The following is a 12,170-nucleotide window of genomic DNA, read 5'->3' as shown; positions in this document are numbered from 1 at the left end:
CCCCCCCCCCCCCCCCCACTTCCGGCTTCAATGCGTCAAGAGCATCAGATCCGATTCGTCCGACACCACTTCCGCCAGCAGTATTTTCCCGTCCGGCGTGAGGCCGATGCCTGACTTGTAGGTGAGGCGCGGCAGCGCCGTCAGCCGCTGGCCGGGACCGCCCGCGGCCAGGCTGTGGGTCGCGAGCACGCTCGGCTTGTAGGGGTCGTTGCGCTGCACGTACCAGATGCGGTCCTTTCCCACCTGCCAGTTGCTGCAGTTCTCGGGGTCCAGGTCCGGCACCACCAGCTCCGGCTGGCCGCCGGGCTTCAGGCGCCACAAGCCGTCGGTCCAGTCGCGGGAGTAGTAGACCGCGCCGTCCGGACCCGGCTGGCTGTAGTAGGCGCCGTTGAACGTCACCTGGCTCGCGTCACCGCTCCCGGCGGGCATGCGCCACACCTCCCAGGCGCCGCTGCGGCGCGAGGTGAAGTAGATCCACTTGCCGTCCGGCGAGTAGTGGGGGAAGCGGTCCTCCGCCGGCGAGTTGGTGAGCCGGCGCGGCGTGCCGCCGGCGGCGTCCACTTCATAGATGTCGAAGTTGCCGTCCACCGCCGGCGAGTCGAACACGATGTGCAGGCTGTCCGGCGACCAGGCGGGGCCGCTGGTATAGGGGCCGCCGAAGTCCGTGAGTTTCAGGGCCTGCTCGCCCAGGCGGTCGCTGACCCAGATCTCGGAGGTGCCGGAGCGGTCCGAGGCGAAAGCCAGATGCTTGCCGTCCGGCGAGGCGGCCGGGTTCCAGTTCCAGCGGGTGGTGTAGGTGATCTGCTGCGGCGCGCCGCCATCACGCGCGTCCAGGCTGAACAGGTTGGTCTGGCCCGCCCATTCCTCGTAGACGAGCTGGCGCCCGTCGCGGCTCAGCACCGGCGAGTAGGCGGCACGGCCCGACTGCGGCACGTGCTCGGCCGGACCGCCATCCACGTCCACCCGCCACAGGCCGAAGGGGCCTCCGCGGTTGGAGGAGAACACCAGGTGCCGGCCATCCGGCTCCCAGGCCAGGCCCTCGATCTTGAGGTTGTCGAAGGTGAGGCGTTTGGGCTCGCCGCCGCTCAGCGGCACCACGTAAACGTTGGCGACGCCGTGGGCATGCCAGCGCACGAACGCGAGCAGCGTGCCGTCCGGCGAGAACGTAGGGCTGGTATCCAGCATGTCCGCGGGCGGCACCTCGGTGAAGTGCCGGATGCTGCCGTCGGCCAGCGTGAGCAGGTCCAGGCCCTTGGAGTCCGGCGCCTTCATGGCGAGGGTGGTGCCGTCCGGCGACCAGTCCAGGTTGTCACCCTCAAGCTTGTCGCAGTCGGCGATGTGCCGCGAAGGCCCGCCCACCGCGGACACGCTCAGCACCTCGCAGGTGCGCATGTCGATGCTGACGTAGGCGATCCGGGTGCCATCCGGCGACCAGCGCGAGATGTACTCATCGCGATCGCCGTTGGTCACCTGCAGCAAGGCCTCGGAGGAGAGCGGCCGCACGTAGACGTGGTACTTCCCATCCGGGCTCATGCGCCAGCCGAAGGTCACATGGCTGCCGTCCGGCGAGAGGGTGGGATAGATCTCCTTGCCCTCGAGCGCGGTGAGCGGCACCACCCTGGCCTGCGGGTCCATCACCACGCTCATGACTGAGTCATGGGTGCGGCGCGGCCAGAAGAAAGCCACGATGCCGACCGCCACGGCCAGAGCCGCCACCCACCACCAGTGCCGGCGCAGCGCGCCGTTGAGATCGGACCGCGCCGGGACCGCGGCGGCGGGGGCCTGCGCACGGGGCTGCACCAGGCGATAGCCGGTCTTGGGGATGGTCTCGATCTCGGCGGGACAGGCCAGGTCGTCGGAGATGAAGCGGCGCAGCTTGGAGACGGTGCGGTTGAGCGCGTCCTCGGTCACGTGCTCGTGGCCCCATACCCGCTGCATCAGCGCGTCGCGGGTGACGGGCTCGCCGCCGGCCTCCAGCAGGCAGGTCAGCACCTGCATCACGCGCGGCTCGAGTCGGAGCTCGGTGCCGCCGCGGGTCAGGCGGTTCAGGGCGGGCTGCACGCGCCACTCGCAGAGGCGGTATTCCACGTCGGTATCGGTCATGGCGGTATCGGTCAGGGGCTCCCCGGTGCGTAGATGATGCCTGTAGACACCGCGTCCCGGTAGTGGTGCAGCGAAAAGTCGGCGATTAGTCAGGAAAAGTCCGGCCTTCTTCAGGCGGTCCCAAGGGGACGGCTCCCATAGTGGGCGCACCTGGAAACGGAGTGTCGTCATGAGCCGCCTGGCCGCCTTACTGCTCTGCCCGCTGCTGGGGCACGCGCCGCCCGCGCTGTCCGCGGAGCCGGCCGTGAACCACAGCACCATCGCCTTCACGCTGAAGGAGAAGGACCTGCTGCCGGAGAGCCTGGCCTACGACGCCAAGGACGGCCGCTTCCTGGTGGGCAGCACCCGCAAGGGCAAGATCCTGGAAGTGGTGCCGGGCTGCCGCGAATGGGACCTCGTCACCGCCCGCGCCCACGGCCTGTGGCAGGTGATCGGCATGAAGGCCGACTCGAAGCACCGGGTGCTGTGGGTGGCGAGCTCCGACGGCGGCAACCTGGTGGGCCACCGTTCCGGCCGCGCCAACGCGGCGGGCCTCTTCAAGTTCGACCTGGACGACGGCCGCCTGCTCGGCCAGTACCTGCTGGACGAACCGGGGACGGACCACTTCCTCAACGACCTCGCGCTCGCCCCCGGCGGCGACGTGTACGTGACCCACATGTTCGAAGCGGGGCAGGTGTGGCGGCTGGATGCCAAGACCGGCACCTTCGCGCCGTTCTATTCCGGCGACGCCGCGTTCCGCTACCCCAACGGCATCGCGGCCACGCCCGACGGCAAGCGACTGTACGTGGCGGACGCGGCGGGCATCAGCGTCATCGACATCGCGAGCCGCAGCCGCAAGCCCGTGGCGGACCCGGCGGGGTTCAGGCTCAGCGGCGCCGACGGCCTCTATCTCTACGGCCACGCCGTGGTGTTCATGCAGCCGGACCTGAACCGGGTCTCACGCTGCGAGCTCTCCGACGACGGCCTCACGGCGCAACGCTGCAGGGTGCTGGAGCTCAACCACCCGCTGTTCGCGCACATCACCACCGGCGTGGTGGTGGGCAGCACGCTCTACTACATCGCCAATTCCCAGTTCGACAGCATCGACGCCCAGGGCAACCTGCCGCCGCTCGACCGGCTCTACCAGCCGGTCATCCTCAAACTCGACCTCTAGGGGCACGCATGAAGACCGCATCCATCCTCCTGGCCGGCCTGCTCGCGGGCGCGGGCTTGCCATCCGCGGTCCTGGCCGCGGACGCCATCCAGCCCCACGTCACGGTGCCGCGCGCTACCGCGCCGCTGCAGCTGGACGGCGACCTCTCCGACCCCGCCTGGCAGGAGGCGGGCGTGATCGAGGACCTGATCCAGAACACGCCGTTCACCGGCCAGCCGACGCCCTTCCACACCCGGGTGCTGCTGCTGCGGGACGACAACCACCTCTATATAGGCGTGCATGCGGTGGACCCGGAGCCGGACCTGGTGCAGACCCACGGCCTGCGCCGCGACGGCAACCAGGACGTGGACGACCACATCACCCTGATGCTCAACACCTTCGACGACCACCGCAACGCCTACATCTTCCGCATCAACGCCGGCGGCGCCCGCGACGACGCGGTGGAGGCCAACGGCGTGGACACCGCCGACTTCGGCTGGGACGGCATCTGGGAGGCGAAGGCGCGGCGGGTGCCGGACGGCTGGGACCTGGAGATCGCCATCAGCACCCGCAGCCTGCAGTTCCGGCCCGACTCAGGCCACTGGGGCTTCAACGTCGCGCGCTGGGTGCCGCGCAAGTCCCTGGTCACCAAGTGGGCGGCCATCAGCCCGGCCTATGGCGCGTTCAGCCCGCAGCAGTACGGCATCCTCGACGGCATGCAGGGCTTCAAGGCTGGCAGCGGCTTCGAGTTCAGCCCGTACCTCCTGGTGCGCAGCGACCAGATCGACACCGGGGCCAAGCGTGCCCAGGTGGGGGGCGAGGTGAAGTACAACTTCACGCCGCAGCTCTCCGGCACGCTCACCGTCAACACCGACTTCGCCCAGACCGAGGCGGACGCGCAGCAGATCAACCTGAGCCGTTTCTCGCTGTACTTCCCGGAGAAGCGCCAGTTCTTCCTGGACGGCAGCAGCCTGTTCGCCTTCAACAACGGCGGCACCTACGGCAACCTGAACGGCGGCTTCGTGGCGTTCTACTCGCGGGATATCGGCCTCGCGGACGGCCACACCGTCCCCATCGACGAGGGCGTCAAGCTCACCGGCCGGGTCGGGGACCTGTCCATGGGCGTGCTGGACGTGGACACCGGCGCCTTCGACGGGGTGGCGGACCAGAACCTGTTCGTGGGGCGCTTCACCTACAACCTCAGCGACGAGTGGCAGGTGGGCACGCTGCTGACCCGCGGCGACCCCAGCGGCGCCACCGATGCCGCCTTCACCGGCGTGGACGCGGCGTTCAAGACCGACCGCTTGTTCGGCCACAAGTTCGAGGCCACCGCCTGGGGCGCGAACACCGGCGGCGCGAAGCTGCCGGGCCTCACCCGCGGCTGGGGCTACGAGCTCACCTATCCCAACTACGTCTGGTACGGCGACCTCAAGGTGAACACCTACGGGGACGCCTTCGACACCTCCCTCGGCTTCCTGCCGCGCCCCGGCACCAAGCAGCTGTGGGAGGAGCTCGGCTGGTTCCCCACGCCGCCGCCGCCCACGCCGGTGAATTACTGGCAGCTGGACGAGTTCTACAACCAGGTGGACGACCTCGCGGGCCACCTGCAGAGCTACGAGCTGCACCTCTCGCCGGGCGTGAGCCTCACCGACGGCAGCGCGTTCTACCCGACCTTGATGCGCGAGTACGAGAACCTGTCCGCGCCGTTCGCGGTCGACAACAATGTCACCATCCCCGCCGGCACCTACCGCTTCCAGCGCTGGCGCATGGAGTGCGATTCGCCGGTGGATACGTTCCGCCTGGTGCTGCGCCCGACCTGGGGCCAGTTCTATTCCGGCCGCGTCAAGGACGGCTATGCCCAGCTCACCTACGCGGGGCTGGACGGGCGGCTGGAGCTCGGCCTCACCAACGAGAGCGTGTTCGGCGACCTGCCGCAGGGGCACTTCGTGCAGCGGCTGTGGCAGCTGAACGCGGCCTGGTCCTTCGACCCGGACCTCTCCATCTCGAGCTTCGTGCAGTACGACACCAGCCAGGACCAGCTCGGGTTCAACACGCGGCTGCACTGGGCCATCGCCGCGGACAAGGACCTCTACGTGGTGTGGAACCGCAACTGGCGCGAGTCGGTGCTGGCACAGCCCGGCGTGCCGGACGTGGCGGACGCGGTGATCGTGAAGCTGTCGTGGAACTTCAGCCGTTGACGATGAGGAAGTACAGGTCCTTGAAGATGCCGAGGAAGGCGCCGGCCGCCAGCAGGCCCGTGCCCCAGGCCCCGGCGGTGAAGCCCCAGTGCCGGCCGGGAGCGCTGCGGTAGTACCCCCAGGCGTACCAGGCGCGGCCCAAGATGAACACGAGCCCGAACAGCGCGGCCCACAGCGGGCTCAGGGTCACGGCGAAGATCCACAGCGAGGGGATCGTGACGATGAGCTGTTCCAGGGTGTTCTGCTGCACCCGGAAGCGGCGCTCGAAGTCCGGATGGCCGGCGATGGCCGGGGCGGGCACCTTGTAGCGCACACGGGCGAGCGCCACGAAGCCGGCGAACAGCGAGTACTCCATCAGCATAAGCATGATGGCGAGGTAGGCGAGGTCCATGCCGCCCCTCACAGCCAGCCCGACTTGCGGAAGCGGTAGTAGAGGTAGAAGTCGATGCCGGCCATGAGCGCCAGCGCCAGCGGGTAGCCGAAGGTCCAGTGCAGCTCGGGCATGTGCTCGAAGTTCATGCCGTACACGCCGACCACCAGCGTCGGCACAGCGATGAGCGCGGCGTAGGAGGCGAGCTTCTTGGTGGTCTCGTTCTCCTGCAGCGCGATCATGGAGAGGTTCACCGAGATCGCGGTGCCGATGGTGTCGCGGGCGGTGTCGATGCTCTGGTTGAGCCGCACCAGGTGGTCGTAGATGTCGCGGAAGTAGTCGCCCATGTTGCTGCACACCATGGGGACGCGCCCGCCGAACAGCTTGCTCACCACCTCGAGCTCGGGGCCGGTGGCGTGCTTGACGGTGCCGAGCCGCTGCTTGAGGCCGTACAGGGACTCGATGTTCGCGCGTGCCGAGGCGTCCTTGCTGAAGATGCGCTCCTCCAGCACGTCCAGTTCGCCCTCCAGGCGCTCCAGCATCGGGAAGTAGCGGTCCACCGCCGCGTCCATGAGCGCGTACAGCACGTAGCCCGAGCCGTGGCGCAGCAGGTGCGGCTCGCGCTCGCAGCGCGCGCGCACGTCCATGAAGCCCTTCTCGGACTTGCGGCGGCAGGAGAGCACGTAGTTGGGGCCGACGAAGATGTAGAGCTCGCCCACGTGCAGCTCGCCCTCGACCATCTCGATGGTCTGAAGCACCGTGAACAGGGAGTCGCCGTACTCCTCGAGCTTGGGCCGCTGGCTGCCGGCCAGGGTGTCCTCCACCGCGAGCTCGTGCAGGCCGAACTGCTGCTGCATCTCGGCCATCTCGGCGGCGTCCGCGTCGCGCAGCGCCACCCACACGAAGCAGTCGGGCCGGCGCAGGTAGGCGCCGATCTCCGACTGGGGGATATCGGTGAGCTTCTTGCCTTCCTGGTAGGCGGCGCAATTGATCAGCATGGTCCACTCCCACGCCGGGCGCTCCGGTGGCGCCCAATATACCCAAAACGGCCGCGCTACGGCGCGGCGGGACTCACGGCATCTGGATCTTGCCGCCGCCGCCCAATCCGCCCATGCCGCCCTTGGTCATGTCGGGGACCACGATGGAGGAGGCCGCCTGGCGGCGCAGCTCGCGCAACTGCTCCATGGTGTCATGGATCGCCTTGTTCGCGGCCTCGGAGAACTGCGCCGCGGCGGCGCCGAGGTCCGCGCCCTCGAGCTTGAAGTGGATCGGCAGCGTGCCGGCGGGCGTCATCAGGCTGGTCTCGCCCACGAACAGCACCGGGCGCGCGTCATCGCGCGAGCCGTCGCGCTTCACCGGCGTGAGCTGGCGGATGGTGCCGATCTTCTGGTCGGTGAAGATCTCTTCGCGGTAGAGGTTGTCGAGGTCGAGCTCGAGTTTCAGTTCTTCGTCTGCCATGGCGGGCCTGCGGGGATTATGTCGTCGAGGGGCGCATCCTAACACGGGCGCGGGGGCGACACCGGGACGGGCCGCACAGGGGGCCCGGCCTGGTCTGCTAGACTATCCCTCACCTGCCGCGCACACCGGATCTAAACCGTCATGGCTCCCAAGACTTCCGACCTTTCGCCTTTCGATGACGCCGCCCGCCGGGTGGTGGAGCTCGCCAACCGCATAGCCGACGAGAACCCGGAGCTCGACGTGTGGGAGATCGCCGACGGCATCCTCGCCGGCGCCGTGCATTACTGGCTCTACTCGCGCCAGCCCTGCGAGGATCCCATGTGCGAGGACTGCGCGCCGGTCTCCACCGCCACGCTGCGCCAGGCGGAACTCATCAAGGCGGTGCAGCTCTCCGCGGAGGAGAGTGACTATTTCCACTCTCCCACGGACTCCAACGCAGCCTGGGCCTAAAAGCTGCTGCGCCTCGCATAGCGTCGTTGCACTTCGGGCTCGCAGTCGGTCACGTACCTAAGAGTACGCTCCCTCCTGCTCGCCTCGTGCGCCTTGCTCTGCTTCGGCTCGCGACGCTTTTAGGTCAATTTTCCACCTAGAATAAGGTCCATGAGCACGGACCTTGTCTGTTGGAAATGCGGTGTGTCGCTCGACGGCGTGCCCATGCCCCTGTCGCGCCTGTCGCAGTGCCTTAAGTGCGGCAGCGAGCTCTATGCCTGCCTCATGTGCCGCTTCCACGACCCCAAGCTCAACGATGGCTGCCGCGAGGAGCGCGCCGAGCACGTGCAGGAGAAGGCCCGCGCGAACTTCTGCGAGTGGTTCGAGCCCAGGGCTGGTGCCCACCGGAGCCGGGACGAGGATCCCGCCGCGAAGGCCAAGGGCGAGCTGGACGCGCTGTTCGGTGGCGCCGTCAAACCGCAGGCTGCGCCCGATCCGTCACGGGCGGAACTGGACGAACTCTTCGGCAATAAACCAAAGAGGTAACCGGTGTGAAGCCAGCGATGATTATGGCTACGATTTTGTCAATCGCCATCTGCTCGGCATGTGCGACCGCTTCTGGGCCTCTGGACCTGAATGCGTGGAATGAGGCCCTTCATGGCGCTATGCGCGATCCCGTGTATCGCCTTAGCGGCAATATGGGGATGGACTGCGGATTGTTGCGTGGCGATGATCCGAGGCATGTCGCTGCCATTCGGGAGTGCATCGATCAGGCGACGAGATCTGGAAGACCATTTCGGTTTGGTGTCTGTACTGTCGACGATATAGCTCTTGGCTGTAACGTAGCCGTAAGATCCATTGATGGCAAGTTGTGGCTCGTGAACGGTTATACGACTCTGAACGACGTGATGCATGGTCGCAGCTACAAGACGGCCATTCATATTTCTCAATGTTCAGGGATAGATGTGGGTGTTCCGGAAATATTCCGCATGCAGGACTGTGTGCAGACCGACTAAAGGCCCAAGTACATTCGGGGGCATAATGAACATTACCAGGCTGGCGATACTGGCGTTTCTGTTGCAGATCAGTTCATTTTGCTTCGCCGATACGGCGCAGTATGACCTGATCATCAAGAACGGCAACATTTTAGACGGCAGCGGCGCGCCGGCGTACACGGGCGACGTGGCGATCCGCGACGGGCACATCGCCGCCGTGGGCAAGCTCGGCGATACGAAGGCGAAGCGCGTCATCGACGCCCATGGCCTCACGGTGGCGCCGGGCTTCATCGACATGTTGGGCCAGTCGGACCTCTCCATGCTGGTGGATCCGCGGGTGCCCTCCAAGATCTACCAGGGCATCACCACCGAGATCACCGGCGAGGGCGAGTCGGCGGCGCCCTTGAGCGAGGAGATGATCAAGGAGAACCAGCCCGGCTACGACCACTACCAGATCAAGGTGGACTGGCGCACGCTGCCGGAATACTTCGCGCGCCTGCGCAAGGGCGGCATGGGCATCAACCTCGCCACCTATATAGGTGCGGCCTCCGTGCGGGAGATGGTGCTGGGTTACGGCGACCGCCAGCCCACGCCGGAGGAGCTGAAGAGGATGCAGGGTATCGTGGCGGATGGCATGCGGGCCGGGGCCATGGGCCTGTCCACGGCATTGCAATACACGCCGGCTCCCTACGCCAGGACCGAGGAGCTGGTGGCGCTGGCCCAGACGGCCTCGCAATACGGCGGCATCTATGCCACCCACATGCGCAGCGAGGGCAACGCCGAGTCCGCGGCCCTGGACGAGACCTTCCGCATCGCGCGAGAGGCGCACATCCCGGTGGAGATATTCCACCTCAAGGCCTCCGGCAAGCAGAACTGGGGCAAGGCGGGGGAGGTGATCAAGCGCATCGAGGCGGCGCGGGCTTCGGGCCTGGACATCGCAGCCGACACCTACGCCTACACCGCCTGGGAGAATTCCTTCTCCGCCTTCATCCCGCCCTGGGTCCACGACGGCGGCAACCGGAAGATGATCGAACGGCTCAAGGACCCGGCGCTGCGGGCCCGCATCCGCCAGGACATGCTCACGCCCACCGACAAGTGGGACAACGAGTGGCTCGCCATCGAGGGGCCGCAGGACATCATCATCGTGGCGGCCAACAAGCCGGAGCTGGCCCGCTACCAGGGCATGCGGGTGAGCGAGATCGCCGCCGAGTGGCACGAGGACGGCATCGACACCATCTGCGACTTCCTGGCGCAGGACAACGGCGCCACCATGGTGGCGGTGTTCGGCATGGCGGAGCCCGACGTGGCCCTGGTGCTGCAGCAGCCCTGGGTATCCATCGACAACGACGCCTCCGGCACCTCCCCGGAGGGCATCATGGGCCGCGAGCACCCGCACCCGCGCGCCTACGGCACCTTCCCGCGCATCGTGGCCAAGTACGTGCGCGACGAGCGCAGGCTCACGCTGCCGGACGCAGTGCGCAAGTTCACCTCCCTGGCGGCGCAGCGCATGGGCCTCAAGGACCGGGGGATGCTCAAGGCCGGGATGTGGGCGGACGTGGCGGTATTCGACGCGGACGCACTGCACGACGTCGCCACCTACGACGACCCCAACCGTTACTCGGTGGGTATGCGTTACGTGCTGGTGAACGGCGTGCCGGTGGTGGACGGAGGCAAGATGACGGATGCCCTGCCGGGGCAGGTCATCCTAGGCCCGGGCTACGGCAAACCCTGAAAAAGTTGGGCTTCGTCTGTAGCAGGATGCGTACGTGCCGCGGAGCACGGGGATGTGCGAGAGCGGCGAGTGTGTGGATTTGCCTCGTGGTGTGCCGCATGCGGCACACCGCTCTGCTTCGGCTCGCGACGCTTTTTCACGTAGCCCCGATTAAAGTACGAGGATCGGATTTAAGCAGCATTCTTCTTGACCCACTCCAGGAACGGCCCCAGCGGCAGCGCGCCGGAGACCCGCGCCACTTCCTTGCCACCCTTGAACATCACCAGCGTGGGGATGCTGCGGATGCCGAGGCGCGCGGAGACCGCCTGGTTGGCATCCGTGTCGAGCTTGGCAAAGCGCACTCTGGGTTCCAGCTTGGCGGCAGCCTCCTCGAACACCGGCGCGAAGCGCATGCAGGGGCCGCACCAGCTCGCCCAGCAATCCACCACTACCGGCAGATCGGTGCCGCCCACCAGCTTGTCGAAGTTGGCATCGGTCAGGGTGCTGGGATGCGCGCTGAACAGCGCCGCGCCGCACTTGCCGCACTTGGGCGCTTCGCCGAGGCGTGCCTCGGGCAGGCGGTTGCTGGCCCCGCAGGCGGGGCAGGCGACATGGAGGGTGGGGTCGGGCATGGGAGACTCCTGGCGGTGTACCCGCTAGATAGGTCCCGGCCCTGATGTTTTCAAGCCTCGCGCGTGGCGCGCGCCTTGCGGCGTGCGCTCTTCTTGCGGGGCGCTTTCTTGCGGCGCGGGTCCGGCGCGCCATGCATGCTCTTGCGCTTCTTGCTGTGGGTCTTCTTCTGGCCGGTGCGCCGGCCGGTGGGGTGGGTGCTGCGGCGCGGGCTCTTCCGCGGGCGCTTCGCGGCACGCTTCTTGCGCGCGACCTTGGACACCTTGCGCTGCTGCGCGTCTTCCTCCACCGCCGCTTCCACACTCACGGGGTCGCTGGCGGGGAATGTCCCGCGCAGTGCCTCGTCCAGGGCGGAATCGGTGTGGGTGGGGCGGGCTGCGCGCTTCTCTTCGGCATCCCGCTCCAGCACCTGGCGGCGGCGCTCCTTCTCTTCCTCCACGGTGGAGTGCACCGTGACGGGGTCGCTGGCGGGGAAAGTCTCCTGCAGCGCCTTGTCCAGGTCATGCTCGCTGGCGGCGGTCTTCTTGATGTCGGCCATGGGCCAATGATGCGCCGCACCGGAGAGGGCGGCAAACGGATTTGCCGTATTCCCTGGAGACATATGCACCGCGGCGCTCAGCCGGCGTAGCGCACCTTCACGATGTAGTAGTGCGCCTGGCCGGCGGGCGTCTTGAGGTCCACCTCGTCGTCCACGGCTTTCTTGAGCAGGGCCCGCGCCAGCGGGGAATCCATGCTGATATAGCGCTTGGCGGGGTCGAACTCATCCGGCCCCACGATGCGGTATTCGACTTCCTCGCCGGCCGGGTCCTCCAGCGTGACCCAGGCGCCGAAGAACACGCGGCTCCGCTCGCCCGGGGATTCGGTCACCACCTTGAGGTCCGGCATGCGTTTCTGCAGGTAGCGGATGCGCCGGTCGATCTCCCTAAGTTCCTTCTTGCGATAGATGTACTCCGCGTTCTCGGAGCGGTCGCCCTCGGCCGCGGCGGCGCTGAGCGCCGCGGTCACGCCGGTGCGCCGTTCCCACAGCCCCTTCAGCTCCGCCTGCAGCACGGCGTAACCCTCGGCGGTGATGTACGGCGAAGATCCAGGGGAAGGCGGGCGCCAGCGGCTCATGTCTTTATTATATGAGGGGCCACCCCCATAC

The 12,170-nt window shown here is 67.4% G+C and carries 12 protein-coding genes; 5 read left to right on the top strand and 7 right to left on the bottom strand.

The window, feature by feature from the left end:
* Window positions 1–27: 27 nt before the first annotated feature.
* Window positions 28–2,103: a winged helix-turn-helix domain-containing protein gene (locus VF651_04390; GenBank protein HEX7964939.1), complete on the bottom strand. Its 2,076-nt coding sequence runs from the start codon at window positions 2,101–2,103 to the stop codon at window positions 28–30.
* 169 nt (window positions 2,104–2,272) lie between these two features.
* Here VF651_04390 and VF651_04385 point away from each other — a divergent pair, with 169 nt between their 5' ends.
* Window positions 2,273–3,256: a hypothetical protein gene (locus tag VF651_04385; GenBank protein ID HEX7964938.1), complete on the top strand. Its 984-nt coding sequence runs from the start codon at window positions 2,273–2,275 to the stop codon at window positions 3,254–3,256.
* 8 nt (window positions 3,257–3,264) lie between these two features.
* Window positions 3,265–5,433, top strand: a complete 2,169-nt coding sequence (locus VF651_04380; protein HEX7964937.1) for a DUF5916 domain-containing protein — start codon at window positions 3,265–3,267, stop codon at window positions 5,431–5,433.
* On the opposite strand, the gene VF651_04375 is transcribed toward VF651_04380, so the two are convergent.
* The 3 genes from VF651_04375 to VF651_04365 all read right to left on the bottom strand — a co-directional run bounded on the left by VF651_04375 (window position 5,423) and on the right by VF651_04365 (window position 7,261).
* Window positions 5,423–5,824, bottom strand: a complete 402-nt coding sequence (locus VF651_04375) for an MAPEG family protein (GenBank protein HEX7964936.1) — start codon at window positions 5,822–5,824, stop codon at window positions 5,423–5,425. The two genes, VF651_04380 and VF651_04375, sit on opposite strands and share 11 nt — an antisense overlap.
* Window positions 5,825–5,832: 8 nt before the next feature.
* Window positions 5,833–6,801, bottom strand: a complete 969-nt coding sequence (gene corA, locus VF651_04370; GenBank protein HEX7964935.1) for a magnesium/cobalt transporter CorA — start codon at window positions 6,799–6,801, stop codon at window positions 5,833–5,835.
* Between the two features lie 73 nt (window positions 6,802–6,874).
* Entirely contained in the window at window positions 6,875–7,261 is a 387-nt protein-coding gene (locus VF651_04365; GenBank protein ID HEX7964934.1) for a hypothetical protein, read from the bottom strand.
* 141 nt (window positions 7,262–7,402) lie between these two features.
* On the opposite strand from VF651_04365, the gene VF651_04360 reads away from it, so the two are divergent.
* From VF651_04360 to VF651_04350, 3 genes are all read left to right on the top strand, one after another.
* Window positions 7,403–7,711, top strand: a complete 309-nt coding sequence (locus VF651_04360; protein ID HEX7964933.1) for a hypothetical protein — start codon at window positions 7,403–7,405, stop codon at window positions 7,709–7,711.
* A 150-nt stretch (window positions 7,712–7,861) separates the two neighbouring features.
* Complete coding sequence (locus VF651_04355; protein HEX7964932.1) at window positions 7,862–8,236, top strand: hypothetical protein; 375 nt, start codon at window positions 7,862–7,864, stop codon at window positions 8,234–8,236.
* 495 nt (window positions 8,237–8,731) lie between these two features.
* A complete protein-coding gene (locus tag VF651_04350; protein ID HEX7964931.1) occupies window positions 8,732–10,417 on the top strand; it encodes a D-aminoacylase in 1,686 nt (561 codons plus the stop codon).
* Window positions 10,418–10,587: 170 nt separating this feature from the next.
* Here VF651_04350 and trxC read toward each other — a convergent pair whose 3' ends face one another.
* From trxC to greB, 3 genes are all read right to left on the bottom strand, one after another.
* Window positions 10,588–11,028, bottom strand: coding sequence for a thioredoxin TrxC (gene trxC / locus VF651_04345; protein HEX7964930.1), 441 nt, complete (start codon window positions 11,026–11,028; stop codon window positions 10,588–10,590).
* A 50-nt stretch (window positions 11,029–11,078) separates the two neighbouring features.
* A complete protein-coding gene (locus tag VF651_04340; GenBank protein HEX7964929.1) occupies window positions 11,079–11,564 on the bottom strand; it encodes a hypothetical protein in 486 nt (161 codons plus the stop codon).
* Between the two features lie 77 nt (window positions 11,565–11,641).
* A complete protein-coding gene (greB, locus tag VF651_04335) occupies window positions 11,642–12,139 on the bottom strand; it encodes a transcription elongation factor GreB (protein HEX7964928.1) in 498 nt (165 codons plus the stop codon).
* Between the last annotated feature and the right edge of the window lie 31 nt (window positions 12,140–12,170).

It is taken from the genome of Gammaproteobacteria bacterium (genome assembly GCA_036383255.1).
Lineage (GTDB): Bacteria > Pseudomonadota > Gammaproteobacteria > Natronospirales > REEB76 > DASUBN01.
Note: the sequence above shows the minus strand (reverse complement) of the source record. Positions and strands in the feature narration are given on the sequence as shown.

What these genes read in the sequence shown, in the direction of transcription:
- VF651_04390 (HEX7964939.1), bottom strand. Translation starts at nt 2,103, where the DNA reads ATGACCGATACCGACGTGGAATACCGCCTCTGCGAGTGGCGCGTGCAG.
- VF651_04385 (HEX7964938.1), top strand. Translation starts at nt 2,273, where the DNA reads ATGAGCCGCCTGGCCGCCTTACTGCTCTGCCCGCTGCTGGGGCACGCG.
- VF651_04380 (HEX7964937.1), top strand. Translation starts at nt 3,265, where the DNA reads ATGAAGACCGCATCCATCCTCCTGGCCGGCCTGCTCGCGGGCGCGGGC.
- VF651_04375 (HEX7964936.1), bottom strand. Translation starts at nt 5,824, where the DNA reads ATGGACCTCGCCTACCTCGCCATCATGCTTATGCTGATGGAGTACTCG.
- corA (HEX7964935.1), bottom strand. Translation starts at nt 6,801, where the DNA reads ATGCTGATCAATTGCGCCGCCTACCAGGAAGGCAAGAAGCTCACCGAT.
- VF651_04365 (HEX7964934.1), bottom strand. Translation starts at nt 7,261, where the DNA reads ATGGCAGACGAAGAACTGAAACTCGAGCTCGACCTCGACAACCTCTAC.
- VF651_04360 (HEX7964933.1), top strand. Translation starts at nt 7,403, where the DNA reads ATGGCTCCCAAGACTTCCGACCTTTCGCCTTTCGATGACGCCGCCCGC.
- VF651_04355 (HEX7964932.1), top strand. Translation starts at nt 7,862, where the DNA reads ATGAGCACGGACCTTGTCTGTTGGAAATGCGGTGTGTCGCTCGACGGC.
- VF651_04350 (HEX7964931.1), top strand. Translation starts at nt 8,732, where the DNA reads ATGAACATTACCAGGCTGGCGATACTGGCGTTTCTGTTGCAGATCAGT.
- trxC (HEX7964930.1), bottom strand. Translation starts at nt 11,028, where the DNA reads ATGCCCGACCCCACCCTCCATGTCGCCTGCCCCGCCTGCGGGGCCAGC.
- VF651_04340 (HEX7964929.1), bottom strand. Translation starts at nt 11,564, where the DNA reads ATGGCCGACATCAAGAAGACCGCCGCCAGCGAGCATGACCTGGACAAG.
- greB (HEX7964928.1), bottom strand. Translation starts at nt 12,139, where the DNA reads ATGAGCCGCTGGCGCCCGCCTTCCCCTGGATCTTCGCCGTACATCACC.